The 26125-nt window shown below is 72.7% G+C and carries 22 protein-coding genes; 15 read left to right on the forward strand and 7 right to left on the reverse strand.

Annotation, left to right across the window (positions count from 1 at the left end; all coding sequences use genetic code 11):
- Positions 1–10 precede the first annotated feature (10 nt).
- On the forward strand, positions 11–1414 hold the full coding sequence (locus ABZT14_RS05340; protein WP_356298519.1) for a gluconate:H+ symporter: 1404 nt from the start codon (positions 11–13) through the stop codon (positions 1412–1414).
- A 31-nt stretch (positions 1415–1445) separates the two neighbouring features.
- On the opposite strand, the gene ABZT14_RS05345 is transcribed toward ABZT14_RS05340, so the two are convergent.
- The 3 genes from ABZT14_RS05345 to ABZT14_RS05355 all read right to left on the reverse strand — a co-directional run bounded on the left by ABZT14_RS05345 (position 1446) and on the right by ABZT14_RS05355 (position 3674).
- A complete protein-coding gene (locus ABZT14_RS05345) occupies positions 1446–1862 on the reverse strand; it encodes a hypothetical protein (RefSeq protein WP_356297370.1) in 417 nt (138 codons plus the stop codon).
- 79 nt (positions 1863–1941) lie between these two features.
- Entirely contained in the window at positions 1942–2085 is a 144-nt protein-coding gene (locus ABZT14_RS05350) for an SCO1431 family membrane protein (protein ID WP_356297374.1), read from the reverse strand.
- Positions 2086–2171: 86 nt separating this feature from the next.
- Positions 2172–3674, reverse strand: a complete 1503-nt coding sequence (locus ABZT14_RS05355) for an FAD-dependent monooxygenase (RefSeq protein WP_356297377.1) — start codon at positions 3672–3674, stop codon at positions 2172–2174.
- Positions 3675–3800: 126 nt separating this feature from the next.
- Here ABZT14_RS05355 and ABZT14_RS05360 point away from each other — a divergent pair, with 126 nt between their 5' ends.
- Positions 3801–4469, forward strand: coding sequence for a TetR/AcrR family transcriptional regulator C-terminal domain-containing protein (locus ABZT14_RS05360; RefSeq protein ID WP_356297380.1), 669 nt, complete (start codon positions 3801–3803; stop codon positions 4467–4469).
- 218 nt (positions 4470–4687) lie between these two features.
- Here the strand turns inward: ABZT14_RS05360 and ABZT14_RS05365 are convergent, their stop codons facing one another.
- Entirely contained in the window at positions 4688–5980 is a 1293-nt protein-coding gene (locus ABZT14_RS05365; protein WP_356297383.1) for a hypothetical protein, read from the reverse strand.
- Complete coding sequence (locus tag ABZT14_RS05370; protein WP_356297386.1) at positions 5977–6984, reverse strand: glycosyltransferase family 2 protein; 1008 nt, start codon at positions 6982–6984, stop codon at positions 5977–5979. The genes ABZT14_RS05365 and ABZT14_RS05370 overlap by 4 nt, the downstream gene beginning before the upstream one ends.
- A 187-nt stretch (positions 6985–7171) precedes the next feature.
- On the opposite strand from ABZT14_RS05370, the gene ABZT14_RS05375 reads away from it, so the two are divergent.
- The 11 genes from ABZT14_RS05375 (at position 7172) to ABZT14_RS05425 (ending at position 20862) form a co-directional block, all read left to right on the forward strand.
- Positions 7172–8551: a DUF6716 putative glycosyltransferase gene (locus tag ABZT14_RS05375; RefSeq protein WP_356297389.1), complete on the forward strand. Its 1380-nt coding sequence runs from the start codon at positions 7172–7174 to the stop codon at positions 8549–8551.
- Between the two features lie 53 nt (positions 8552–8604).
- Positions 8605–9858, forward strand: a complete 1254-nt coding sequence (locus ABZT14_RS05380; RefSeq protein ID WP_356297392.1) for an acylneuraminate cytidylyltransferase — start codon at positions 8605–8607, stop codon at positions 9856–9858.
- Positions 9859–9862: 4 nt separating this feature from the next.
- Entirely contained in the window at positions 9863–10801 is a 939-nt protein-coding gene (locus ABZT14_RS05385) for an N-acetylneuraminate synthase family protein (RefSeq protein WP_356297394.1), read from the forward strand.
- A 161-nt stretch (positions 10802–10962) separates the two neighbouring features.
- Positions 10963–11940, forward strand: coding sequence for a hypothetical protein (locus ABZT14_RS05390; RefSeq protein ID WP_356298521.1), 978 nt, complete (start codon positions 10963–10965; stop codon positions 11938–11940).
- 241 nt (positions 11941–12181) lie between these two features.
- Positions 12182–13507: an amidohydrolase gene (locus ABZT14_RS05395; protein WP_356297395.1), complete on the forward strand. Its 1326-nt coding sequence runs from the start codon at positions 12182–12184 to the stop codon at positions 13505–13507.
- A 263-nt stretch (positions 13508–13770) separates the two neighbouring features.
- Positions 13771–14802: a BMP family ABC transporter substrate-binding protein gene (locus ABZT14_RS05400; RefSeq protein ID WP_356297398.1), complete on the forward strand. Its 1032-nt coding sequence runs from the start codon at positions 13771–13773 to the stop codon at positions 14800–14802.
- 215 nt (positions 14803–15017) lie between these two features.
- Positions 15018–16667, forward strand: a complete 1650-nt coding sequence (locus ABZT14_RS05405; RefSeq protein ID WP_356297401.1) for an ABC transporter ATP-binding protein — start codon at positions 15018–15020, stop codon at positions 16665–16667.
- A 32-nt stretch (positions 16668–16699) separates the two neighbouring features.
- On the forward strand, positions 16700–17806 hold the full coding sequence (locus tag ABZT14_RS05410; protein ID WP_356298523.1) for an ABC transporter permease: 1107 nt from the start codon (positions 16700–16702) through the stop codon (positions 17804–17806).
- 11 nt (positions 17807–17817) lie between these two features.
- Positions 17818–19098: an ABC transporter permease gene (locus tag ABZT14_RS05415; RefSeq protein ID WP_356298525.1), complete on the forward strand. Its 1281-nt coding sequence runs from the start codon at positions 17818–17820 to the stop codon at positions 19096–19098.
- Entirely contained in the window at positions 19095–19508 is a 414-nt protein-coding gene (locus ABZT14_RS05420; RefSeq protein ID WP_356297403.1) for a cytidine deaminase, read from the forward strand. The genes ABZT14_RS05415 and ABZT14_RS05420 overlap by 4 nt, the downstream gene beginning before the upstream one ends.
- A 70-nt stretch (positions 19509–19578) precedes the next feature.
- Positions 19579–20862 carry a thymidine phosphorylase gene (locus ABZT14_RS05425; protein WP_356297405.1) on the forward strand — a complete coding sequence of 428 codons (1284 nt, stop codon included), beginning with the start codon at positions 19579–19581 and terminating at the stop codon, positions 20860–20862.
- A gap of 435 nt (positions 20863–21297) precedes the next feature.
- Here ABZT14_RS05425 and ABZT14_RS05430 read toward each other — a convergent pair whose 3' ends face one another.
- The gene (locus ABZT14_RS05430; protein WP_356297408.1) at positions 21298–22590 is read right to left on the reverse strand and encodes an MFS transporter; all 1293 of its coding nucleotides are present in this window, start codon (positions 22588–22590) and stop codon (positions 21298–21300) included.
- A gap of 93 nt (positions 22591–22683) precedes the next feature.
- On the opposite strand from ABZT14_RS05430, the gene ABZT14_RS05435 reads away from it, so the two are divergent.
- Both ABZT14_RS05435 and erm read left to right on the forward strand, forming a co-directional pair.
- On the forward strand, positions 22684–23673 hold the full coding sequence (locus ABZT14_RS05435) for a LysR family transcriptional regulator (RefSeq protein ID WP_356297410.1): 990 nt from the start codon (positions 22684–22686) through the stop codon (positions 23671–23673).
- 588 nt (positions 23674–24261) lie between these two features.
- The gene (gene erm / locus ABZT14_RS05440; protein WP_356297413.1) at positions 24262–25227 is read left to right on the forward strand and encodes a 23S ribosomal RNA methyltransferase Erm; all 966 of its coding nucleotides are present in this window, start codon (positions 24262–24264) and stop codon (positions 25225–25227) included.
- A gap of 67 nt (positions 25228–25294) precedes the next feature.
- On the opposite strand, the gene ABZT14_RS05445 is transcribed toward erm, so the two are convergent.
- The gene (locus ABZT14_RS05445) at positions 25295–26062 is read right to left on the reverse strand and encodes an alpha/beta hydrolase (protein ID WP_356297416.1); all 768 of its coding nucleotides are present in this window, start codon (positions 26060–26062) and stop codon (positions 25295–25297) included.
- Positions 26063–26125 lie beyond the last annotated feature (63 nt).

Consider the following 26125-nt stretch of genomic DNA (forward strand, 5'->3'; position numbering starts at 1 on the left):
CGTGAGTGCCGTGAGTAGTGTGCCCGCGCGAATACTGGCCGCCGGTCCAGAACCGGCCAAGACCATCACCTCGGCGGGGAGCCCGCAGCTGGCCCTGGCCACCCTGGTGGGGATCGCGGTGATCGTGCTGCTGATCACCCGTTTCCGGTTGCACGCCTTCCTGGCGCTGACCCTGGGTTCGCTGGCCCTGGGCGCGGTCGCTTCCGCCCCTCTGGACAAGGCCATCGAGAGCTTCACCGCCGGGCTGGGGGAGACGGTCGCCGGGGTGGGGGTGCTGATCGCGCTGGGCGCCATCCTGGGGAAGCTGCTGGCCGACTCGGGTGGGGCCGACCAGATCGTGGACACCATCCTGGCGCGTACCAGTCCGGGACGGATGCCCTGGGCGATGGCGTTGATCGCCGGGGTCATCGGGCTTCCGCTGTTCTTCGAGGTGGGCATCGTGCTGCTCATCCCGGTGGTGCTGCTGGTCGCCCGGCGGGGGAACTTCTCACTGATGCGGATCGGCATCCCGGCCCTGGCCGGACTGTCGGTGATGCACGGGCTGGTGCCGCCCCATCCGGGTCCCCTGGCGGCGATCGACGCGGTGGACGCCAACCTGGGGGTCACCCTGGCGCTGGGGGTGCTGGTGGGGGTGCCGACGGTGGTGATCGCCGGTCCCCTGTTCGCCCGGTACGCGGGGCGCTGGGTGAAGGTGGCGCCCCCGGAGGGGCTGATGCCGAACCGGCCGTCGGAGGACCTGGAGCGGCGGCCGGGGTTCGCGGCGACGGTGGGCACGGTGCTGTTGCCGGTGGTGCTGATGCTGGGCAAGGCGCTGACCGACGTGGTGGTGGACGACCCCGAGGACACCGTGCAGCGGGTGATGGACGTGGTGGGTTCGCCCCTGGTGGCCCTGTTGGCGGCCGTCCTGGTGGGGATGTTCACGCTGGGGCGGGCGGCCGGCTTCTCCCGGGGGCGCGTGGCGACCACGGTGGACGGGTCCCTGGCGCCGATCGCGGGGATCCTGCTGATCGTCGGGGCGGGCGGCGGCTTCAAACAGACCCTGATCGATGTCGGGGTGGGGCAGATGATCCTGGACCTCTCCGAGGACTGGAACATCTCCGCGCTGCTGCTGGCCTGGCTGATCGCGGTGGGCATCCGGCTGGCGACGGGTTCGGCGACGGTGGCCACGATCTCGGCGGCCGGTCTGGTGGCTCCGCTGGCGGCGGACATGTCGACCACGCACACGGCGCTGCTGGTGCTGGCGGTCGGTGCCGGTTCGCTGTTCTTCAGTCACGTCAACGACGCGGGCTTCTGGCTGGTGAAGGAGTACTTCGGGATGAGCGTCGGCCAGACGATCCGTACCTGGTCGGTGATGGAGACGATCATCTCGGTGGTGGGCCTGCTGTGGGTGCTGCTGCTGTCGCTGGTGTTGTAGGGGGGCGGGAAGTCTCGCCGCAGCCCGGGGCTCACTCCCCGGGGCGTTGGCGGGGGTGGGGGAGCGCGCGGCGTAGGTACGGCGCGGTGGCCAGGACGAGTACGGCGAAGGCGGCGAGGCGTTGCTCCCCGGCCCCGGAGAGCGGTACGGCGTGCCGGACGTGGTGGGCCGCGTACCAGTGGGCGGCCAGGTCGGTGGTCACGATCGCGCAGGCCAGGTCCACCCCGAGGCGCCGGCGCCGGAGGAGGAGTACGGCGGCCAGGGTGTCGAACACGGTGAGGGAGGCCCAGTAGAGGTTCAGCCAGTGGGGCGCCCAGTCGTACGGGTGCAGGCCGTGCCGTAGCAGGTCGGAGAGGTGGGAGACGGTGCCCACCAGCAGCAGTACGGCGCTGAGGAGGCCGGCCGTCGCCACGGCCCAGGGCGGGGTGTGGCGCGTCTCCTCGGTCACGCGCGGCATCATCGCACCGGGCGCTCGGCCCCTGGTGGCCGGGCGTACCGGCTCGCGGCCCGGTCGCCCGGCCCGGTGGTCACATCAGGCCGAGGCGGGTCACCAGTACCGCCACCAGCACGGTCAGGCTCCAGCCGAGCAGGTGCTGGAACCACTCCTCCCGGTCGTCCTTGGGTCCGCCGGTGCCCAGGGCCGTCAGTCGTGCGGCCAGTGCGTCGCTCATCGCTGGTCCCGTCGCCTCTCGCTGCTGTCTCGGTAACCCCGTGCCCCCGTGGTTCCGGGAGACAGCGTGCGTGCGTCGGGCCCGGTTCATCCAGGCCGTACGGCGGTCTGTGAGGCTTCCCACGCCCCCAGTTCCCGTAGATACCCCTCCATATCGGACGGTTCGCCGCCCAGAACGCCCAGGTATCCGTCGGGGCGTACCAGGGCGAGCCCCTCTCCGTAGCGCTCCCACACGTGGGGGTCGGCGTCGGTCACGGTGACCGCGCGGACCTGGGCCCCGCCGGGGTCGGGGGCGGGAACGCCCAGGCCCAGCAGGGTCCAGTGCGGGCCCCGGTAGACGTCGAAGAGGCGTTGCCGCCCTTCGGGTCCGGTGAGGTGGCCGTCGGGGGCGCGGTCGCCGGCGCGGAGGGTGCCGGTGGGGTTGACGTCCCGCGACAGGGGGCCGCCCCGGTAGTGCAGGTCGAGTTGGCTGGTGTCGCGTCCCCGCTGGAGCCACCTGGGGTCGCGGGACATGGCCTGGCCGAACAGTCGGGAGCTGAGCCGCAGGATGTCGACGGCCACCGGTCGCCGTTCGGCCTGGTAGGTGGCCAGCAGTTCGGGGTCGGCGCCGTGGCGGAGGACCTGGCCGAGCTTCCAGCCGAGGTTGTAGGCGTCCTGTACCGAGGTGTTGAGGCCCTGCCCGCCGGTGGGGGTGTGCACGTGGGCGGCGTCGCCGGCCAGGAACACCCGCCCGTGCTGGAAGGTGTCGGCCAGGGCGGCGCCGGGCCGGTACAGCGAGGACCAGACGACCTCCCGCACGTCCTCCGGGCGCAGCGGGGTGCGGTCGGCGAGCAGTCGGCGCAGTCCGTCGGTGGTGAGGTCGGGTGGGCCGGCGGCCCGCCACTGGCCGGTGACCTGCCACAGGTCGGTGCCGGTGAGGGGGGCGACGGAGAGGCCGCCCTGTTCCCCGAAGGGCCAGGCGTGCCAGTGGGCGCGGTCGAGTCCGGTGAGTCGTACGTCCGCGACCACCACCGGGTGCTCGTCGAGGCTCTCGCCGGTCATGGGGATGCCGAGGGTGCGGCGTACGGTGCTGCGCCCACCGTCGGCGGCGACCAGGTGGCTGGCGGTGACGCGTTCCTCGCGGCCGTCGGGGTGGCGGATGTGGGCGGTGACCCGGTCCTGGTCCTGGGTGAGGTCGGTCAGTTCGGTGCCGAACTCCACCTCGCCGCCGAGCTGGCGCAGCCGCTGGTGGAGCAGGGCCTGTGTGCGGTGCTGGCGCAGCATCCAGGGAGAGGTGTACGGGGCGCCGGGGTCGGGTGGGCTGTCCTGGACCACGGTCTGGTCGCTGACGTGGGTCTCGCCCCGCCAGATCCGCATCGACTGGTAGGGGCCGCCCTCGGCGTGGACGGCCTCGATGACGCCGAGGTCGTCGAGGACCTCCTGGGTGCGGGGTTGCAGGCCGCGTCCCCGGGAGCCGGGGAACAGGGACTCGCCGCGCTCCAGCAGGCGGGCGGGTACGCCTCGGCGGGCGAGGTCGCAGGCGAGGGTGAGGCCGGTGGGCCCGGCTCCGACGATCAGCACGGACTGTTCCTTAACGGTGTTAAGTGCCATGGACGCGAGAGTCTCCTTAACGGTGTTAAGTTGTCAAGCGGCCCCCTTCCCCCGAGCCCACCGACCCGCCAACCCCCCGTGGCACTGCCGCGTCGGCCCTCCGGCCGGCCTTGCGACAATGCGGCCATGGCGACGACACCCCGGCTCGACCGCGACCAGGTGGTCCACACCGCCCTGGAACTCCTCAACGAGGTCGGCCTCGAAGGGCTCACCCTGCGCCGCATCGCCAAGGAGCTGAACGTCCAGGCCCCCGCCCTCTACTGGCACTTCAGGAACAAGCAGGCCCTGCTGGACGAGATGGCCACCACCATCTACCGGCGACTGCTCGACCAGGAGGGCACTCCCGGTCCCGAGGCCGACTGGAAGGAGTGGCTGGTACGGGTGCACCAGGCCCTGCGTCGCAGCCTGTTGAGCTACCGCGACGGCGCCAGGGTCTTCTCCGGCTCCCGCTTCACCGACCTCAGCCACGCGGCCGTGATGGAGGACCAGTTGGGCCGGATGACCCGGGCCGGCTTCACCCCCGCCACGGCCGCCCGCGCCGCCTTCGTGGTGTACGCCTTCACCGAGGGTTTCGTGATCGAGGAGCAGGGCGTCCACCCCATGCCGGGTGAGCGCACCCCCGGCTACGACACCGCCCAACGGGCGGCCCGCCTCGCCGGCTTCCCCCTGGCCGCCGCCACCAGCGAGGACCTGTTCGACGACTACGAGGCACGGTTCGAGGAGGGGCTGCGGGCCGTCATCGCCGGAGTCGAGTGGACCTACCTGGGCAGGTCCCCGCACCCGCACCGGAGTTGAGGCCCCCACTCCGTCCGACCGGAGGGGGCGCCCTCTCAGTGCTTGGGGTGGGGTAGTCGCCGGGCCCAGCGGCGTATTGTCCGGTGGTTGGCGAGGCGTGCCGTGAGGCCGAGGGCGCCTCCGCTGTTCAGGCCGAGGCGTACCCGTGGTCGGGGCAGGTCCCCGCACCCGCACCGGAGTTGAGGCCCCCACCCCGTCCGACCGGAGGGGGTGCCCTCTCAGTGCTTGGGGTGGGGTAGTCGCCGGGCCCAGCGGCGTATTGTCCGGTGGTTGGCGAGGCGTGCCGTGAGGCCGAGGGCGCCTCCGCTGTTCAGGCCGAGGCGTACCAGCCGGCGTGCGGGGACCAGTCGCCGCAGCTCGGCGGCCCGTGGTCCGCGCAGGAACTGTTCGGTGGCCGGCCGTAGTGGGGGCAGCATCACCGGGGCGTGGGGGTGCCGGCAGTAGGCCACCGCGTCCCGCAGGGGCGAGAGCCGGGCGGCCTCGGGCGCCCGCCAGGGGCTGGCCGTGCTCTCCGGGAGGGGTGGCAGACAATCACCCAGCAGGGCGGAGGTCACCGGGTCCGGGGCGCCGCCGGAACGGGCCACCGGGAACCCCCAGGCGGCGGCGGTCAACGTCGCCACCCCGGGCGGGCCCACCACCAGCGCGGGCGCGGCCCACAGCAGCAGCCGTTCCAGGGGCAGCGTCGGTTCGTACGGGACGAGGGCGCACCCCGCCTCGGTGGCCCGCCGCGCGAGCCGTTCCCCGGCCGGTGCCGGGACCAGTACCCGCGTGTGGCCCAGCCGGCCCAGGGCGGTGAGCGCCTCGGGGTCGGCGCCGTCCAGCAGCAGAGCCACGTCGGGCGGGGTGTCGGGCAGCTCGGACCTCCCGGCCAGCCGGCTCCACACCGCGCGGCAGTCGGCCACCGGCAGCGCCCGGGCCGGTACCGCGAACTCCCGCAGCAGCAGCGGCTCCAGCCCTGGCAGCAGGTCCGGCTGGTACAGCCCCCGTACGCGGGCGCCCAGCGCGGGCGGATGCCGTAGTCCGCTGGGGGCGTGACCGCGTAGCCCGTCGGCGCAGACCCACAGCGGGGCGTCGGGGAACACCCGGGCCAGGGCCCGTGACCCGGCCTCCTCCAGGGGGCCGGTCACCAGCTCCACCCGGTCCTCGCCCAGCCCCCACAGCAGCCTCAGGTACCGCTCCCACAGCGGCAGTTCCTCCTCCCTAGGCTCCCACCCGGCCGGGTGCAGGGGGTGCAGCGCCTCGTGCAGGGACAGAGCCCGCCCCCACTCCGCCTCCCACTCCCCGGGGGCGGGCCAGCCCGGTGGCCAGCCGACCTCGGGGGCGGGGGCGGAGGTGCTCAGCAGCAGCCGTCGGCGCGGCGCCTGCGGGAGTGCCCCGGTCTCCACGGCGGCCCGCAGTACCGCGAGGTGGCGTGGGTCGGTGGCGTACAGCAGCTGGACACGTTCCCGGCCGCCGTCCGGCCTGGACAACTGGTGGTAGGGGGCCTGGAGCCGCCCGGTCGGGGCGCTCACCGGGCCACCGCCGCCGACGGCCCGGTGGCGAGGTGCCCTCGACTCCGTCGGTGCCTCCCGCGCAGTCGCCGCAGCCGGTCCGCGCGGTCGGCGTCCATCCCCGACAGCGCCTCCTCCAGTGGCCCGGTCGGCAGCCGGCGCAGCGCCTCGCGGGCCAACTCCCTGTGGCGGCGGGCCAGTCGGCGGCCCAGCCGGTCCTGGTGCCGCAGGTGGTGGTGCAGGACGGCGCAGTAGGTGCGTACCGCCTTGGGCAGCAGCCGGTCCGCGTCCGGGTCCCGGGCGGTCTCGGCCACCACCTGGTCGAAGGCGCGCAGGTAGGCCAGCTGCCGTACGTCCCCGACCTGGGTCAGCGAGTCGGCCACGCCCCGCCGGTAGTGCACCCCCAGCAGGCCCACCACCGCGAACGAGTCCGCCCGCCGGTGCAGTCGCCAGATCCAGGGCCGGTCCTCGGCCGTACGTAGTTCCTCGGAGAAGTGCAGCAGCCCCTGGTCCAGCAGGCGCCGGTGGTAGACGCCGGCCCAGGCGGCCGGGTAGTCCACCGAGGTGCTCCGGTGGGCGGGCAGGATCGCCTCTCGGGGGTCGTCCAGCACCCCACGGCGGCCGTGCGGCACCCGTACCACCGTGCGGCGCGGGCCCTCGCAGCGCACGTGGTCGGTACGCAGGAAGGCGCACCCGATCTCCTCGGCCGAGGCCACCAGATGGGGGTAGTAGTCGGCGGCCAGCCAGTCGTCGCCGTCCAGGAAGGAAATCCACTCGCCGCGGGCCTCGTTCAGCCCGGTGTTTCTCGCCGCGGCCAGTCCCCGGTTTTCTGGATGTCGAATGTGTCGGGCGCCGGGAATTTCCCGCTCCGCCCGCGCCAGCAATTCCCCGGTGCCGTCCGAGGAGGAATCGTCCACCAACAGGAACTCGAAGTCGCCCCGGGCGTTGGCGCGCAGTGAGCGCAGCGCCTCGGCGGCGTAGGGGCGCACGTTGTAGAAGGGCACCACGACGGAGAGTTTCACCACCCCGGGGACCCTAGCGGGCGCCGGCCGGCGTTTTCCGGCCGCCCGGGAAAAGCACGGTGAACCCCACATGGACAGCGGATGAAGAGCAGCGCGGAAAAAGCCGGTTGGCCAAGCGTCGGCATGTTGTTAACCGTCTGTTGCGTTGGCGTTGGGCCGTCAATCGAAATGGATTCCTAACGTCCTTCACGTGTCATCACCTCTCACCTCCCTCTCCCGGGTGGCGGTACTCGCGGACTCCGACACCCGATGGAAATGGGGCGCGCTGACCGCCCGCCGGCTGGCCCCCGAGGCCACCGTCGACGGACTGCTGCTCCGTGGCCGCGCCACCCCCACCCCCCGGCAACTGGCCGAGGTCGGCGTCACCGTCGACGAACTGCGAGAGGTGACCGTGGCCGAGTTCCTCGCCGTGGCCGGCGACCGGAACCGCTACGAGATGGTGGTGCTGGCCTGCGTCGGCGGCGCCGTACAGGCCCTGCTGCACGGGGTCGCCCACCGGCAGCGGCACCTCGCCGGCACCGCCCGGCCGGTGCTGGTCACCGGCTACGTCGGGGTGGTCTACGAGAAGCTGGCCGACGGGCTGCTGCTGCGCCACGGCGCGGACGTGGTGCTGGCCAACTCCCGCCACGACGCCGAACGCTTCCGCGAGGTGTACGCGGGGGTGGGCGTCGACCCCGAACCGGTCACCGAGTGCGCCCTGCCCTTCCTGGACGGCACCCCCGCGGTGGCCGCCGGCCCGCACCGCACCGAACCGGCCCAGCCCGAACCAGCCGGGGAACAGCGACCGTTCACCCTCACCTTCGCCGTACAGCCCTCGGTACCGGCCCACCGCGCCGACCGCGCCTACCTGCTGCGCCGCGCCGCCGACCACGCCCGCGCCCACCCCGAGCGGGAGGTGCTGGTGAAGCTGCGCAGCCGACCGGGCGAGCACACCACCCACATCGAGGAGACCCCCTACCAGCGGCTGGCCGCCCGACTCCCGGGCGGACTGCCCCCCAACTGCCGCCTGGTGTACGGGAACATGGGCGAGGTCCTGGACCGCACCGACCTGCTGGTGACCGTGTCCTCCACGGCGGCCCTGGAGTCCCTGCACCGGGGCGTGCCCACCGCCGTCCTCACCGACCTCGGCATCCGCGAGGCCCTCGGCAACCACCACTTCCTGGGCTCGGGCTGCCTGGCCTCCTGGTCCGAACTCGACCAGGGCCACCTGCCCAAGGCCGACCCCGAGTGGACCGCCCGACAGGGCGTCTGCCCCCGCGCCGAGCAGCCCGACGCCTACGCCCACGCCTTCGACCGTGCCCGTGAACGCGTCGCCCGGCTCGCCGCCCGGCCCCAACTCCCGCCCCCCGCGCCGTACTACACGCCCACCACCGCGCCCGCCTACCTGCCGCCGCTGCTGGCCCGCTACCAACTCGCCCCCGACGGCGCCCCCCTGGCCCCCCGCGCCCCCGACGGCGCCCCCGGACTCAGCCGCGCCCTGCGCGGCGCGGTACGCGGCGCCGCCCGGGGCGCCTACCGGCACGGCGTCCAGCGCGTCGCCCCGGTGATCCGACGGATGGGCGAACTGTGACCGCCCGCCCCAGCACCCCGTACGCCGCACACCACCCCCAGCAAGGAGCCCAGATGTCCAGCCAGCCCCCGACCGTGGTGGCGGTGATCCCCGCCCGGGGCGGGTCCAAGGGCGTACCCGCGAAGAACCTCGCACCGGTCGGCGGGATACCCCTGGTCGCCCGCGCCGTCCGCGCCTGCCGCGCCGCCCGACGGGTCACCGACGTGCTGGTGTCCACCGACGACGAGGGCATCGCCGCCGTCGCCCGGGGAGCCGGCGCCGAGGTGGTGGTCCGCCCCGAGGCGCTGTCCGGCGACACCGCCACCAGCGAGTCCGCCGTACTCCACGCCCTGGACACCCTCGCCGAACGCGGCGGCACCCCGGCCCGGGTGGTGCTGTTCGTCCAGTGCACCAGCCCCTTCGTCACCGGCGAGGACGTCGACCGGGTGGCCGCCGCCCTCCTCGACGACGGCGCCGACACCGCCCTGACCGCCGCCCCCTTCCACGGCTTCCTGTGGCGGGAGGCCCCCGCGACCGGCCACGCGGACGGGGCGGCTGACCCCGACGCCGGAGGGGTGGGCGTCAACCACGACCGCTCCCACCGCCCCCGCCGCCAGGACCGCCCCGAGGACCTGCTGGAGACCGGAGCGGTCTACGGCATGACCGTCGACGGCTTCCGCGCCGCCGGGCACCGCTTCTTCGGCCGCACCCGACTGGTACGCGTCGACCCGGCGCGCACCCTGGAGATCGACGACCCGCACGACCTGGCCCGCGCCCGCGCCCTGGCACCCCTGCTGGACGCCCCGGGCGAACTCCCCGGCCGCGACGACGTCGACGCGGTGGTCCTCGACTTCGACGGCACCCAGACCGACGACCGGGTGTACGTCGACACCGACGGTCGGGAGACCGTCGCCGTACACCGGGGCGACGGACTGGGCGTGGCCGCCCTGCGCCGCGCCGGACTCCGGCTGCTGATCCTCTCCACCGAACAGAACCCGGTCGTCGCCGCACGGGCCCGCAAGCTCGACATCCCCGTGCTGCACGGCGTCGACCGCAAGGACCTCGCGCTCAAGCAGTGGTGCGAGGAACGGGGCGTCGCCCCCGAACGGGTCCTCTACCTCGGCAACGACGTCAACGACCTGCCCTGCTTCGGGCTCGTCGGCTGGCCCGTCGCCGTGGCCAGCGCCCACGACGTCGTACGCGGGGCCGCCCGCGCGATCACCTCCACACCCGGCGGGGCCGGAGCGGTACGCGAGATCGCCGCCTGGCTTCTCGGCCCCCGGCTGGACCCCGCCACCCCAACCGCACGGACAGCAAAGGACGACTGATCCCATGACCCTCGGCTCCGCCAACCCCCGCCTGCGCCAGCTCGGCGACCGCACCGCCGGCCCCGGCCAGCCGGTGTACGTCACCGGTGAGATCGGCATCAACCACAACGGCGACCTGGACAACGCCTTCGCCCTCATCGACGCCGCCGCCGACGCCGGCTGCGACGCGGTGAAGTTCCAGAAGCGCACCCCCGAGATCTGCACCCCCCGCGACCAGTGGGACATCGAACGGGACACCCCCTGGGGCCGGATGACCTACATCGACTACCGGCACCGGGTGGAGTTCGACGAGGACGACTACCGCGCCATCTCCGACCACTGCGCCCAGCGCGGCATCGACTGGTTCGCCTCCCCCTGGGACGTGGAGTCCGTCGCCTTCCTGGAGAAGTTCGACGTACCCGCCCACAAGGTGGCCTCCGCCTCCCTCACCGACGACGACCTGCTCAGGGCCCTGCGCGCCACCGGCCGCACCGTCATCCTGTCCACCGGAATGTCCACCCCCAAGCAGATCCGCCACGCGGTCGAGGTCCTCGGCAGCGAGAACATCCTGCTGTGCCACGCCACCTCCACCTACCCGGCCAAGGCCGAGGAACTGAACCTGCGGATGATCCACACCCTCCAGCGGGAGTTCCCCAACGTGCCCATCGGCTACAGCGGCCACGAGACCGGCCTCCAGACCACCCTCGCCGCCGTCGCCCTCGGCGCCACCTTCGTCGAACGGCACATCACCCTCGACCGCGCCATGTGGGGCTCCGACCAGGCCGCCTCGGTCGAACCCCAGGGCCTGACCCGGCTGGTGCGCGACATCCGCACCATCGAGGAGTCCCTCGGTGACGGGGTGAAGAAGGTGTACGAGTCCGAACTGGCCCCCATGCGGAAGCTGCGCCGGGTCCCCGGAGTGGTCGCCGAGTCCAAGCGGGACCGCGAGCCCGCCCACGCCTGACGGAGCACCTGTTGACACCGGTCGAAGGCACCACCAGCCCCGGGTCGGAGGACCACCTCCGCCCCGGGGGCCCCTCCGCGCGACCCGGCGTCTGGGGGGCGCGCCGCACCCGGGCCCGCCACAGCCCGGACACCCTCGCCTTCGTCGAGAGCCCCGTACAACTGCTCAACACCCTGGAGTGGGCCTACCACCACCAGGTCACCGACCTCACCACGGTGGTCCTCCCGCCCCACGACCCCATGACCCGGGGCCAACTGCGCAGGATGGCCGAACTCGCCCGCGACGAGGGCCACACCCTGCGCTGGGAGGAGGCCCGGGAGGGCGCCGTCGCCCCACTGCGCACCGTCGCCTCCCTCAGCGGGCCACTGCGCCGGGCCCACCGGATCGTGGTCGGCGACCCCTTCTCCCGCTACGTCCAGGCCCTGCTCACCCTGACCCGGGCGGACACCGTGGTGGTCGTCGACGACGGCACCGCCACCATGGAGTTCGTCAGCCAACTCGCCCGGGGGGAACAACTGGTGCGCTGGCACCGGGGCGGCACCCAGCCCGGGCTGGCCACCCGCCTGTTCGCCCCCGTCTCGGCCCGGGCCCGACGGCAGCTGACCGCCACCGCCGACCACCGGGTGGAGGTGTTCAGCTCCATGCCGGTCACCGCCCCCGAGGCGGTCACCGTCACCGCCAACGACTTCTCCTGGACCCGCAGCCGCTTCGGCCCGCCCCGACTGACCCGGGGCACCGACCTGGTCGGCACCTCCCTGGTGGAGACCGGGGTGGTGCGCCCCGACCGCTACCTGGAAGCCGTCGACGCGCTGGCCCGCCGCTACGGCGCCACCCGCTACTTCGCCCACCGCCGGGAGAGCACCGAGAAGCTGCACCGGGTCGCCGAGGTCACCGGACTGGAGGTGGTGCGCCCGGACCTGCCCCTGGAACTGGTCGCCCGCCGTGGCCCCATCGGCCGGACCATCCTCAGCTTCCCCTCCACCGTGGTCCACACCCTGCCGCTGGCCCTGACCGGCACCGAGGTGCGGGTGGCGGTCTGCGACATCGACCCGGCCTGGCTCACCCAGACCGCCTCCCCCCGGGCACAGGGGTTCCTCGCCGGAGTGACCGGAACGGCCCGGGGCGTACGCAAGGCGTGAGTGGCCACCGCCGCCCGGGAGGGCACCCTGCCGGGTCGAGCGGTCTGGCCGTGCCCCAACTCCCGGCGGGCTCAGGGGTGTTCGGGTTTCCTCATCAGTCCAGTACGGCGTAGAGAAGAGGCGCGGGTATACCCAACGTCGAAGAACGGTAATCCGGCTTGCCCGGATTTTCTTCGCCTGCACGACTGAAAGTTCCTTGATCCATTGCCCGTTGTGCCCTCCGGGCCCCTACCCTTCGGATATGAGCCACGTTCTGTCACCGCATACGGAGGCCCCCTCAGCAGCGTCGCCCGGAGTGCCCCAGACGGCACCCGGCGGAGAGCACGCCCGCGCCGAGGAGCTACCCCCCGGAACGGTGACGCCCGGTGCCCCGGGACTGCCCGGCACCCTGCCGCCCACCCTCCGTGACGAACTGGTCGCCTTCCGCCGGGACCTGCACATGCACCCCGAGCTGGGCAACCAGGAGTTCCGCACCACGGCCGCCCTCACCGCCAGACTCGAGCGGGCCGGCCTCAGGCCCCGGGTGCTCCCCGGCGGCACCGGCCTGATCTGCGACGTACACCCCGGCCTGGACGACAGCCGCCACGACGGCCGCCCCATGCTGGCGCTGCGCGCCGACATCGACGCGCTGCCCATCCCGGACACCAAGACCGTGCCCTACCGCTCCACGGTGCCCGACCGCGCCCACGCCTGCGGCCACGACGTGCACACCAGCTGTGTGCTGGGCGCCGGCCTGGTGCTGGCCGACCTGGCCCGGCAGGGCCAACTGCCCCACTCCGTACGGCTGTTGTTCCAGCCGGCCGAGGAGGTGCTGCCCGGCGGGGCGCCGGAGGCGATCGAGGCGGGCGTACTGAAGGGAGTGGGCCGCATCCTGGCGGTCCACTGCGACCCCCGGGTGGAGGTCGGCCGCATCGGGCTGCGCACCGGGCCGATCACCTCCGCCTGCGACCGGCTGGAGGTCGCCCTGGACGGCCCCGGCGGACACACCGCCCGCCCCCACCTGACCACCGACCTGGTCACTGCGGCGGCCAAGGTCGCCGCCGAGGTGCCGGCGCTGCTGGCCCGACGGGTGGACGCCCGCTCCGGGCTGTCCCTGACCTGGGGCCGGCTCCAGACCGGGCACGCCTGCAACGTCATCCCCCAGCGTGCCGAGCTGTCCGGCACGGTGCGCTGCCTGGACCTGCCGGCCTGGCGGGCCGCCCCGGACCTGGTGCACGCCGCCATCGCCGAGCTGTCCACGCTGTACGGGGCCAAGTCCACGGTGGAGTACATCCGGGGCGTGCCCCCGGTGGTCAACGAGGCCCGCACCAGTGAGCTGTTGCAGGACGCCATGACCGCCCGTCGGGGCAGCCACGCGGTGGAGCCCACCGAACAGAGCCTGGGCGGCGAGGACTACTCCTGGTACCTGGAGCACGTCCCCGGGGCCATGGCCCGCCTGGGGGTGCGCCCGCCCGGCGAGCAGCGGTCGCGCGACCTGCACCAGGGCGACTTCGACGTGGACGAGCGGGCGATCCAGGTGGGTGTCGAACTCTTCACCGCCGCCGCGTTGTTGGGCGACGGGGCCTGAGTCGGTCCGTTGGGTGACGCGACGGTACGACGGGGTGCGCGCACCTGGTCCACCGGAGCTGTCGGGGCCGTCGGTCGTTCGGGAAAACCGGACGTCGGCGGCCCTTTTCCGGCTCCGTGGGTCGCTGTCGTACGCATCCTTGGCACCGATCCGATAACGGCCAGCCCAGGTGTCTTTACCTGAAATCTACGCGCGTTAATGTGAGCCGCGAAATACAGCGCCCCGGAAGTGGCGCTTCCGAAAGAGTCGAAGGGGACCTGCTCGTGCGTCGGGTAACCAAGCTTGCCGCCACGGTGACCACAACCGTGGCCCTCGCACTGACCGCCACCGCGTGCGGGGAGTCTTCCAGCGAGTCCAACGAGGGCAAGAACAAGGGTGTGGGGCTCGCCTTCGATGTCGGCGGCCGTGACGACCACTCCTTCAACGAGGCGGCGGCCCGTGGCACGGACCGCGCCAAGAAGGAACTGGACGTCGACGTCAAGGAGATGACGGCGAAGAACGACGAGACCGAGGGCGACCGCGAGCAGCGGCTCACCTCCCTCGCCGAGGCCGGCTACAACCCGGTGATCGGGGTCGGCTTCGACTACGGCAAGTCGATCAACAAGGTGGCCAAGAAGTTCCCGGACACCACCTTCGGCGTCGTGGACTCCCCCTCCCAGAACAAGAACGTGGCGGGCATGGTCTTCGCCGAGGAGGAGGCCTCCTACCTCGCGGGCGTCGCGGCGGCCAAGAAGTCCAAGTCCAAGAAGGTCGGCTTCATCGGAGGCGTCAACAACGCGCTGATCCAGAAGTTCGAGGCCGGGTTCGCGCAGGGCGTCAAGGACACCGACTCCAAGGTCAAGGTGACCTCGCAGTACCTGTACCCGACCAACACCAAGGGCTTCAACGACCCCGCGGCGGCCAAGGACAAGGCCAGCGGCATGTTGGACGCCGGGATCGACGTGATCTACAGCGCCGCCGGCCAGTCCGGCGCCGGCTCCATCGAGCAGGTCAGCAAGAAGAAGGGCGCCTGGGCGATCGGCGTCGACTCCGACCAGTACAAGCAGCCCGGTCTGTCCAAGTACAAGGACGCCATCCTCACCTCCGCCGTGAAGAACGTGGACGTGGCGGTGTTCGAGCTGGTCAAGAGCGTCGAGGACGACAAGCCGCTGACCGGCACCAAGGCGTTCACCCTCAAGGAGAACGGCGTCTCGCTGGCCACCTCCGGCGGCTTCATCGACGACGTCATGGACGAGATCAACAAGGCCAAGAAGAAGATCGTCGACGGCGAGATCAAGGTGAAGAGCAAGCCCTGATCGTCACCGTTCGGCTCGGTGTCAGCGGGCTCGGAGGGGGAGAGGCCACTCTCCTTCCGGGCCCGTATCGCGGAACAGGGGCTACGCGCGTAGTTCCGGGGCTTCCGCGATAGCGTCACCTGGCGGAGGATCACCCCCACAGTTCCCCAAGCCCCACTCCTTATCGCTGAGGAGAGTGCGTCATCAACGCGTCCAGCAGCCCCCCGAAACGGCCGGTGGACACCGCCGAGCCAGCCGTCGAACTCCACGGCATCACCAAGCGGTTCCCCGGCGTCGTCGCCAACCACGACATCGACATCACGGTCCGCAGAGGCACGGTGCACGCGCTCGTGGGCGAGAACGGTGCCGGCAAGTCCACCCTGATGAAGATCCTCTACGGAATGCAGAAGCCGGACGAGGGCACCATCAGCGTCGACGGCGAGAAGGTGAACCTCGGCAGCCCCGCCGACGCCATCGCCCGAGGCATCGGCATGGTCCACCAGCACTTCATGCTCGCCGACAACCTGACCGTGCTGGAGAACACGGTGCTGGGCGCCGAGAAGCTGCACGGCATCGGCTCGCGGGCCCGCGCCCGCATCAAGGAGCTGTCGGACACCTACCACCTGGGCATCCGCCCCGACGTGCTGGTCGAGGACCTCGGGGTCGCCGACCGGCAGCGGGTGGAGATCCTCAAGGTCCTCTACCGGGGCGCCCGTACGCTCATCCTGGACGAGCCCACCGCCGTGCTGGTGCCCCAGGAGGTGGACGCCCTCTTCGACAACCTCCGGGAGCTGAAGGCCGAGGGGCTCACCGTCATCTTCATCTCGCACAAGCTGGGCGAGGTGCTGTCGGTGGCCGACGACATCACGGTGATCCGCCGGGGTACCACCGTCGCCTCCGTGCACCCCTCCGAGACCAACGCGAAGCAGCTGGCCGAACTGATGGTGGGCGCCGAACTGCCGTCCCCCGAGGCCCGGGAGTCCACGGTCACCGACGTGCCCATGCTCCAGGTCGACCAGCTGCACCTGTCGGCCACCGACACCGACGGGGTGGTGCGCACCGTCCTGGACGGGGTGGGCTTCACCATCCACAAGGGCGAGGTCCTGGGCCTGGCCGGGGTGGAGGGCAACGGCCAGGCCGAACTGGTCGAGGCCGTCATGGGGATGCGCGACCCGGACGGGGGCACCGTCCTGCTGGACGGTGAGGACATCTCCCACGCCTCCACCCGGCACCGCCGCGAGAGCGGTCTGGGGTACATCCCCGAGGACCGCCACCGGCACGGGCTGCTGCTGGAGGCCCCGCTGTGGGAGAACCGCATCCTGGGCCACGTGACCGAACGCCCCAACAGCAGGGGGCAGTTGCTGGACCTGTCCGGTGCCCGTGCGGACACCCGACGGATCGTCGAGGAGTACGACGTACGTACCCCCGGCATCGAGGTCACGGCCGCCTCCCTGTCCGGCGGCAACCAGCAGAAGCTGATCGTCGGCCGGGAGATGAGCCACCAGCCCAAGCTGCTGATCGCCGCCCACCCCACCCGTGGGGTGGACGTCGGGGCGCAGGCCCAGATCTGGGACCAGATCCGGCAGGCGCGTCGCGAGGGCATGGCGGTGCTGCTGATCTCCGCCGACCTGGACGAGCTGATCGGCCTGTCCGACACCCTGCGGGTGATGTACCGGGGCCGGCTGGTCGCCGACGCCGACCCGGCCACCATCACGCCCGAGGAGCTGGGTTCGGCGATGACCGGTGCCGCCAGCGGCCACCTGGAGTCCAGCGACGAAAGCCCCGGCCCGAAGGGCCCCCGTTCCCCATCGGAAGACGACCCCATGAGCCACCGCGAACAGCACCAGAACCCCGAAGCGCCGGGGGACGGGGGTGAGCGGTCGTGACCTCCTCCCAGAGCAAGCCGGCCGGCAAGCGGATGAAGAAGCTGGACCGGGAGAAGCTGGTCCTGGCCCTGGCCGCGCCCCTGCTGGCGATCGTGGCGGCGGTGCTGATCACCTCGCTGGTTATCATGGTCACCGGCAAGGACCCGTTCCACGCCTACTCGGTGATGCTGGAGTTCGGCAGCAAGAGCGACAGCCAGGTGTGGATCGTCAACAAGGCGATCCCGTACTACCTGTCGGCCGTCGCGGTGGCCATCGGCTTCCGCATGAACCTGTTCAACATCGGTGTCGACGGCCAGTACCGCATCGCCGCGTTCTTCGCCGCCGTGGTGGGCGGCGCCCTGACGATGCCGGGCTTCGTGCAGATCCCGCTGATCATCCTGGTCGCCATGGTGGTCGGCGCGATCTGGTCGGGCATCGCCGGTCTGCTGAAGACCACCCGGGGAGTCAGCGAGGTGATCACCACCATCATGCTGAACTCCATCGCCGCCTCCACCATCGGCTACTTCCTCCAGGAAGGGCGGCTCGCGGAGAAGGAGGGCAACCTCTTCCACACGCCCGACATCCCCGGTTCCAGCCACTTCTTCACCCTGCCCACCAACCCCGACCCCATCTGGGGCACGATCGTGATCGCCGCCGTGGTCGGCGTGGGCTACTGGTTCGTGCTGGGGCGCACCCGCTTCGGCTTCGACCTGCGCGCGGTGGGCAGCTCCGAGTCCGCAGCCGCCGCGAGCGGGGTGAGCGTCAAGCGCATGGTGGTCACCTCCATGGTGCTGTCCGGCGCGGTCGCCGGACTGGTGGGCATCCCCACCCTGCTCAACTCCTCGTACAACTACGGGTCCGACTTCCCCGCCGGCATCGGCTTCACCGGTATCGCCATCGCCCTGCTGGGCCGTAACCACCCGGTGGGTATGGCGCTGGGCGCGCTGCTGTGGGGCTTCCTCGAACGCACCGGCACCCAGCTGGAGTTCGAGGACTACCCGCAGGAGATCGTCGGCGTGATGCAGGGCGTGATCGTGCTGTGCGTGGTCATCGCCTACGAGGTCGTCCGGCGCTACGGACTGCGCCTCCAGCAGCGGAAGGTCGGCGAGGAGCTGGCCGCGCAGACCCGAACCAGCGACAAGGCGGAGGTCTCCGCGTGAGCAGCAACCTGATGACCGGCCTGACCCGTCTCACCGGCCGGGACGACAAGGGCGGGGGCAGGAGCAGGCCCCGCCTCAGCTTCCCGGTGATCCTGCTGATCATCGCCGGCGCCCTGGTGGTGCTGTCGGTGCTGCGGGTGGTCACCGGGGCGGACGAACTCACCGCCAGCGGCCAGTACCGCAGTGCCCTGGCCGCCGCCGTACCCATCGGCCTGGCCGGTCTGGGTGGGCTGTGGTCCGAGCGGGCCGGCGTGATCAACATCGGCCTTGAGGGCATGATGATGCTCGGCGCCTTCACCGCCGGCTGGGTCGGCTGGCAGCACGGGCCCTGGGCGGCGGCAGCCGCCGGACTGGTCGGCGGCGCCCTCGGCGGACTGCTGCACGCGGTCGCCACCGTCACCTTCGGGGTGGACCACATCGTCTCCGGTGTGGCCATCAACATCCTGGCCCTGGGCGCCGTACGGTTCCTGGCCAAGCTGTGGTTCGGCGCCGAGGGCAGCGAGGCGGCGGCCAAGGGCGGCAACGACAAGCAGTCCCCGCCGATGGAGGACATGCCGACGTTCACGGTGCCGGGCCTGTCCGACTGGCTGTTGACCCTGGAGCGCAAGCACTGGTTCCTGATCTCGGACACCGCCGGTGTGCTGGGCTCGTTCACCACCCGGGTGTCCTGGCTGATGCTGCCGATCATCGCCCTGTTCGTGGTCTCCTTCTTCGTCCTGTGGCGTTCCTCCTTCGGTCTGCGGCTGCGGGCCTGCGGTGAGGGCCCGGTGTCGGCCGAGACCCTGGGCGTCAACGTCTACAAGTACAAGTACGCGGCGGTCACCATCTCCGGCGCCATGGCCGGCCTCGGCGGGGCCTTCCTCGCCATCGGGGTGCACATCTACCAGGACCAGCAGACCGGTGGCCGTGGGTACATCGGTCTGGCCACCATGATCTTCGGCAACTGGCGCCCCGGCGGGGTGGCTATGGGCGCCGGACTGTTCGGCTTCATGGACGCCCTCCAGCTGCGCGCCGGCGGGCCCACCGTGCACGCGCTGCTGCTGCTGATCGCGGCGATCCTGGCCGCGGTGGCGGTGTGGAAGTTCCGCCGGGGTGGCCGACTCCAGGCCGGCATCAGCCTGGTGTCCGCGGTCGTGCTGCTGACCTGGTACCTCTCCTCCGACAGCGTGCCGCTGGAGATCGTGGAGATGAGCCCCTACCTGGCGACCCTGCTGGTGCTGTCGCTGGCCTCCCAACGACTACGGGCACCGAAAACCATCGGCAAGCCCTATCGACGGGGCCAGGGAGCATGACCGACGCCCCCGACCGGCCACCGGTCGACTGGGAGGCACTCCGTGGCGAGGCCCGGGCCGCGATGGCCCGGGCCTACGCCCCGTACTCCGGGTTCCCGGTGGGTGCCGCCGCGCTGGTCGACGACGGCCGTACGGTCAACGGCTGCAACGTGGAGAACGCCGCCTTCGGGGTCGCCCTGTGCGCCGAGTGCGGTCTGGTCTCCGCGCTGTTCGCCAGCGGCGGCGGCCGGCTGACCGCCTTCACCTGCTGTGACCGGGAGGGCGCGGTGCTGATGCCCTGTGGCCGCTGCCGGCAACTGCTGTGGGAGCACGGCGGCCCCGAACTGCTGATGGACACCCGCGCCGGGGTACGGCCGTTGGCGGAGCTGCTGCCCGACGCGTTCGGCCCGGCCGACCTGGAAGGGCGCTGAGCGCCCACCCGAGGAACCGCGCCGAGCCCCGTTGGCGGCTGGGCGCCCGCACCACCCCGAGGAGCCCTGGATGGACGTCATTTCGGTGATCCGCGCCAAGCGGGACCGGCAGCCCCTGACCGACGAGCAGATCGACTGGACGATCGACGCCTACACCCGGGGTGAGATCGCCGACGAGCAGATGTCGGCCCTGGCGATGGCGATCCTGCTGAACGGTATGAGCCGCGCGGAGGTGGCCCGCTGGACGGCGGCGATGATCGCCTCCGGGGAGCGGATGGACTTCTCCTCGCTGTCCCGGCCGACCACCGACAAGCACTCCACCGGGGGCGTCGGCGACAAGATCACCCTGCCCCTGGCGCCGCTGGTCGCGGCCTGCGGGGCGGCCGTACCGCAGCTGTCCGGCCGGGGCCTGGGCCACACCGGCGGCACCCTGGACAAGCTGGAGTCGATCCCCGGCTGGCGGGCGAGCCTGTCCAACCCCGAGATGCTCGGGGTGCTGGACGAGGTGGGCGCGGTGGTCTGCGCGGCGGGCGACGGGCTGGCCCCGGCCGACCGCAAGCTGTACGCGCTGCGGGACGTGACCGGGACCGTGGAGTCGATCCCGCTCATCGCCTCCTCGATCATGTCCAAGAAGATCGCCGAGGGCACCGGCTCGCTGGTGCTGGACGTCAAGGTCGGTTCCGGCGCCTTCATGAAGGACCTGCCCAGCGCCCGAGAACTGGCCTCCACCATGGTGGAGTTGGGCACCGACCACGGGGTGCGCACGGTGGCGCTGCTCACCGACATGTCCGTACCCCTGGGTCTGACCGCCGGCAACGCCCTGGAGGTACGGGAGTCGGTGGAGGTGCTGGCCGGCGGCGGCCCGGCGGACGTGGTGGAGCTGACCCTGGCGCTGGCCCGGGAGATGCTGGCCGGCGCGGGGCTGGAGGACGTCGACCCGGCGGAGGCCCTGGCGGACGGCCGGGCCATGGACCACTGGCGGCGGATGATCCGTGCCCAGGGCGGCGACCCGGACGCCCCGCTGCCCGAGGCCCGCGAGCGCCAGCAGGTCACCGCCCCCGCCGACGGGGTGCTGAGCAGGCTGGACGCGTACGCGGTGGGCGTGGCCGCCTGGCGCCTGGGCGCCGGACGGGCCCGCAAGGAGGACGCGGTACAGGCGGGCGCCGGCGTGGAGTGGCACGCCCGCCCCGGGGAGGCGGTACGCGAGGGACAGCCGCTGCTGACCCTGCACACCGACACCCCCGAACGCTTCGAGTACGCCCTGGGAGCCCTGGACGGCGCGGTCGAGGTCGACCCCTCGGCCGAGGCCCGCGAGGCCTCCACCTCGGTGGTACTGGAGCGGGTGTCGCCGTAGCCCGCCGGACCGGAGGCCCTCCGCTGGGCCGGTAGCTCTGGGCCGGGGTCCTTGAGCGGGGGCGCCCGCCTGGGGGTGCCCGTGGGTGTCCTGGTTTTCGGTCGTGCGGTACGTGGACGGGGGTGGGTGCCCGTCCTGGTGGTCGGCTCCTGGGGTGCCCCGTACGGTCGTGGTGCCGTCGGGGCCGGGGGCTCTGGGCCGGGGTCCTTGAGCGGGGGCGCCCGCCTGGGGGTGCCCGTGGGTGCCCTGGCTTTCGGTCGTGCGGTACGTGGACGGGGGTGGGTGCCCGTCCTGGTGGTCGGCTCCTGGGGCGCCTCGTCCGGTCGTGGTGCCGTCGGGGCCGGGGGCCCCGAGGTGTCGGGCCCCGGGTGGGCGACAGCGCTTCGCCCCGGGAGGGTTCCCGGGGCGAAGGGGCGAAGTGACCCAGCTCGCCGGTCAGTTGGCGGCGACCGCCGCCAGCCGGCGGGACACCACGGCCTTGCGGGTGGCGTAGACCGTCACCCCGGCCGCCAGCACCATCGCGGTCAGGGTCAGCGCCACCGTCGCGGGCCAGCCCCCGCCGGCGTACGCCAGGGCGCCCAGGGCGCCGCCCAGCGAACTGCCCAGGTAGTACGCCATCTGGTACAGCGCCGAGGCCTGCGCCCGACCCTCGGTGGCGGTGCGGCTGACCGCGCTGGAGGCGACCGCGTGCCCCGCGAAGAACCCGGCGGTGATCAGCACCAACCCGGCCACCACGGCCAGCAGTTGGTCGAAGAGGGTGAGCAGCAGCCCGGCCGAGGCGGTGCCGATGCCCAGGTACAGCGCCCCACGCCGGCCCAGCCGGGCCACCAGCCCACCGGCACCGGCCGAGGAGGCCGTACCGACCAGGTAGATCACGAACACCGAACCCACCACGCCCTGGGAGAGGCCGAAGGGTTCGGCGACCAGGCGGTAGCCGACCACGGTGTAGACCGCGCCGAACACGGTCATGAACAGCAGCCCCAGCGAGTACAGCCGCACCAGCAGCCCGTTCGACAGGTGACCGCGCACGGTGGCCAGCACTGGCGCCAACCGCAGCGAACCGGGCTGGAAGTGGCGGGCCCGGGGGACCAGCGCCTGGTACGCCAGCGCGCACACCAGCGAGGCCACGGCGACCGAGGCGAGACCGGCCCGCCAGCCCCAGGCCTCGGTGACCCAACCGGTGAGGATGCGCCCGCTCATCCCGCCGATGCTGTTGCCGGCGACGAACAGGCCGACCGCCCCGACCAGGTCCCGGGGGTTGACCTCGTCCGCGAGGAAGGCCATCGCCGAGGCCGGCACCCCGGCCACCGCGACACCCTGGGCCACCCGCAGCGCCACCAGGGCGGTGAGGTTGGGGGCGAAGGGCACCAGCAGGCCCAGCGCCACGGCGACCGCCAGCGAGCAGCCGATCATCCGGCGCCGTCCGAACCGCTCGGACAGCACGCTCAGCGGCAACACCGCCAGCGCCAGGCCGATGCTCGCCCCGGACACCGTCCAGCTGGCCTGGTCCGGGGTGACCCCCAGGTCGTGGGAGAGCGCGGGAAGTACCGCCTGCGTCGAGTACAGCAGCACGAAGGTGGCCAGCCCGGCCGCGAACAGGGACAGGCACATCCGGCGGTAACCGGGGCCGCCCGGGCGGAGCTTGGAGTGGTGGTCGGACGGGGAGGGACGGTCCACGACGGCGGCGTCCCCGACAGCGGGGGACGCCTTGGTATCGGCAGCAGGCATACCGCGAAAGTACGCCCGGACTTTTCTATGCGTCCAATGCACAGAGGCGTCAGAATTGATGCGCACACACATCAGTGAAGGTGAGGCGCGTTGATGTCACCCAGTCGTCATCAAGAAGACACCACTGTTACCTCGGCCACGCCCCCCGGGGCCGCCGGCCCACCCGCCGAGCTGGACCCCCACTCCTGGGCCGCCCGACTCACGCCCCGGCTCGCCCAGTTCGCCGCCGTCGCCCGCCACGAGCACATGACCCGCGCCGCCACCGAACTCGCCGTGCCCCAGTCCACCCTCAGCCGCGCCATGGCCCGACTGGAGGCCGACCTCGGGGTGGACCTGTTCGCCCGCAACGGCCGCCGCGTCTCCCTGACCACCGCCGGGCGGGGCTTCCTCACCTCCGTCGAACGCGCCCTGACCTCCGTGGAACGGGCCGCCGAGACCCTGCGCACCGACGCCGACCCCGCCTCCGGCAAGGTCGCCTTCGGCTTCCTGCACACCCTCGGTTCCGAGACCGTGCCCGGACTGCTGCGTGCCTTCCGCGCCGACCACCCCCGGATACGTTTCGCCCTGGTGCAGAACTACGGCGAGGCCATGCTGGAGCGGCTCCGCGCCGGCGAACTGGACCTGTGCCTCACCTCCCCGGTGCCCAACGAACCCGACCTGGTCGCCCGTCGACTCGACGAGCAACGGCTGCGCCTGGTCGTACCGGAGGACCACCGGCTGGGCACCCGCCGAAGGATCCGCCTCGCCGAGTGCGCCGAGGAGATGTTCGTGACCCTCGAACCGGGCTACGGGATGCGCCGGATCACCGACGACCTGTGCGCCGAGGCCGGGTTCCGCCCCCGCATCGCCTTCGAGGGGGAGGAGGCCGAGACGCTCCGGGGGCTGGTGGCGGCCGGCCTCGGGGTGGCCCTGCTGCCCCCACCGGCCGTACCGCGCCCGGGCGTACGGGAGTTGACGGTCACCGCACCTCGGGCGGTACGCGAGATCGGGCTCGCCTGGCGGGAGGGGCACCCCGACACCCCTCCGGTCGCCGCCTTCAAACGCTTCCTGCTCAGCCGGCGCGGCCAACTGCTGTCCGGATAGGGTGTGTCGTTTGGATCTGGGGAGATCAGGGAGCGCGTTCTGGTGTGGTGGGCCGTGGGGCACAGCAGGGCGGAGGAGGAGTCGATGCAGCGCATCGGCGGCAGCGGCCCACGGCGACCTACGGCGACAACGCGGCGGGGTGCGGCACGCTCGGTGACACCGCACGCGAGCCTCGCAGTGATCCGAACGACGCACCCTAGGGGCTAGGGGCGCCGTACGGAGCACCGCGCCCCCGGCCGCTGTCCCTGTCCCCGCCGCTGCCGCGAGGGCCGGCCCACCGCGCGTCGCACACGGCGGCCCCCTCCCGCACCGTGCTCCGGCCGCCCCGTTCCCGCACCGGTGCGCGCTCACCGCTCCTCTCCTGATCCCGGGGCAGCCCCGGACCCGCCCGCCCCGGCGGGGAGCCTCGGAGAAAACCGCTGGCACCACCCCCGGCCGCCGTCCTAGGCTCCCGCCCATGGGACTCCAAGCGATCTTCATCCGCCTGCGCAGCGACCAGGGCGTGTCGTTCGACTTCTGAGGGACGGGTGAACGCGTTCCGGCGCCGTACGCCGTAGAACGCTGTAGAACGCCGTGTACCGCCGTGCGATGCCGTGCGCCCACGACGCCGAGCCGGCGCCGGAGCAGGCGTACCCCGCACAGGCGATCCCCCCCAGCGACCCGAACAGCGCGCCCTCGCGGCGGGCTGACCTGACCACGTACCAGGATCTGCCGCCGCCGGTTCCCCAGCCGGTGCGGCGACTCGCGCTGCCCGGCTCCGTCCTCACCTCGCGGAGCTTCCCACCCATGTCCCGACAGCACTGGGGCTCACCCCAGGACCTCGGCCAGAACTTCCTGGTCGACCCCTCCGTCATCGTCCAGTTCGTCGACCTCCTGGCCCACACCAGCGGGCCCCTGGTCGAACTCGGCCCCGGCGACGGGGCGTTGACCCTGCCGCTGGCCCGCACCGGCCGCCCCCTGACCGCCGTGGAACTCGACCCCGGAAGGGTGAACCGGCTACGGCGCCGCGTACCCACCCACGTACGGGTGCTCCACCAGGACCTGCTGCGGTACCGCCACCCCACCCGACCCCATGTGGTGTACGGCAACGTGCCCTTCCACCTCACCACCGCCCTGCTGCGCCGGCTGCTGGACAACGGGCACTGGACCCGGGCGGTACTGCTGGTGCAGTGGGAGGTGGCCCGGCGTCGGGCCGGCGTCGGCGGGGCGAGCCTGCTGACCGCCAGCTGGTGGCCCTGGTACGAGTTCACCCTCCACCGACGGGTACCGGCCCGCGCCTTCCGCCCGGTCCCCTCGGTGGACGGCGGCCTGCTGGGCGTCGACCGCCGCCCCACCCCCCTGGTGGGGGACCGCGAGGGCTACCAGCACTTCGTACGGCGGGTGTTCACCGGCCGGGGCCGGGACCTGCCCCGCGTCCTCGCCGGCACCGGGCGGCTACCCCGGGCCGACCTGGGGCGCTGGCTCGCCGCGCAACGGCTCCCCGCCCGTGCCCTGCCCAAGGACCTCGGCCCCCGGCAGTGGGCCGAACTGTGGGAACTGGCCCAACGCGGATGAACCCACCGGTGGGGCGGCCCCGAACACACGGGGGCGCCCCACCGGCCAGGGTCCGGGGGCCGGCCCCTCAGTCGTCCATGCCCCGGCCGAAGCCCGAGGCCAGCGGCATCCGCAGCCCCAGCGGGGGAGGAGCCGCCAGGGCGTCCGCGATCGGCCGGGCGAAGTGCCGGCCACAGACCGTGCCCAGCACGAAGTCCGCCGCCAGCGCCACCACCTCGGCCCGGTGGTTGGCCAGCCCGTGCCCGTCGGTGTGCACCTCGAACCGGCACACCCGGGGGTTGACCTTCTTCAACCGGTCCGCCAACCGGTAGGTCAGCTCCGGCCGGGTACGCCGGTCGTCGGTGCCCTGCGCCAACAGCACCTGGGTGTCGACCAGTTGACGTATCGGCTCCGGCTCCCCGGCCTCCCCGGTCTCCCCGGACGTGTCGGGCAACCAGGGGGAGAGGGCCACCACCGAGGCCACCGCCGGATGCCCAGCGGCCCGCAACGCCGCCCGGGCCCCCATACCCGTACCCACCAGGGACACCGCCACGTCCCCGTACCGCCGCAGCACCTCCTCGACCGCCCACTCCACGTCCGCCACCGGGTGGGCGGCGGCACCGTTCCAGCCCCGGAACCGGTACCGCACCAGATGGGTCGCCAACGACTCCCGCTCCCCGAGCCGCGCCAGCCTCCTGCTCAGCGGCCAGGCGGCCATCACCGCCCGGGCGGAGGGACGCCGCACACTGACCGGCTCGCCCTCCGGCAGTAACAACGCCACCGCCTGTACCTCCCGCGCCGCCCCCGAAGGCCGGCCCAACCGCGCCGACCTGTGCGGCAATGTGTCCTGCGCCATACCCAGACGATCTCAGAACCCGGACGGCAGGTACATGCCCCGCACCCAACCTTCGCGAGTACC

This window comes from Streptomyces sp. NPDC005438, assembly GCF_040606315.1.
Classification (GTDB): domain Bacteria; phylum Actinomycetota; class Actinomycetes; order Streptomycetales; family Streptomycetaceae; genus Streptomyces.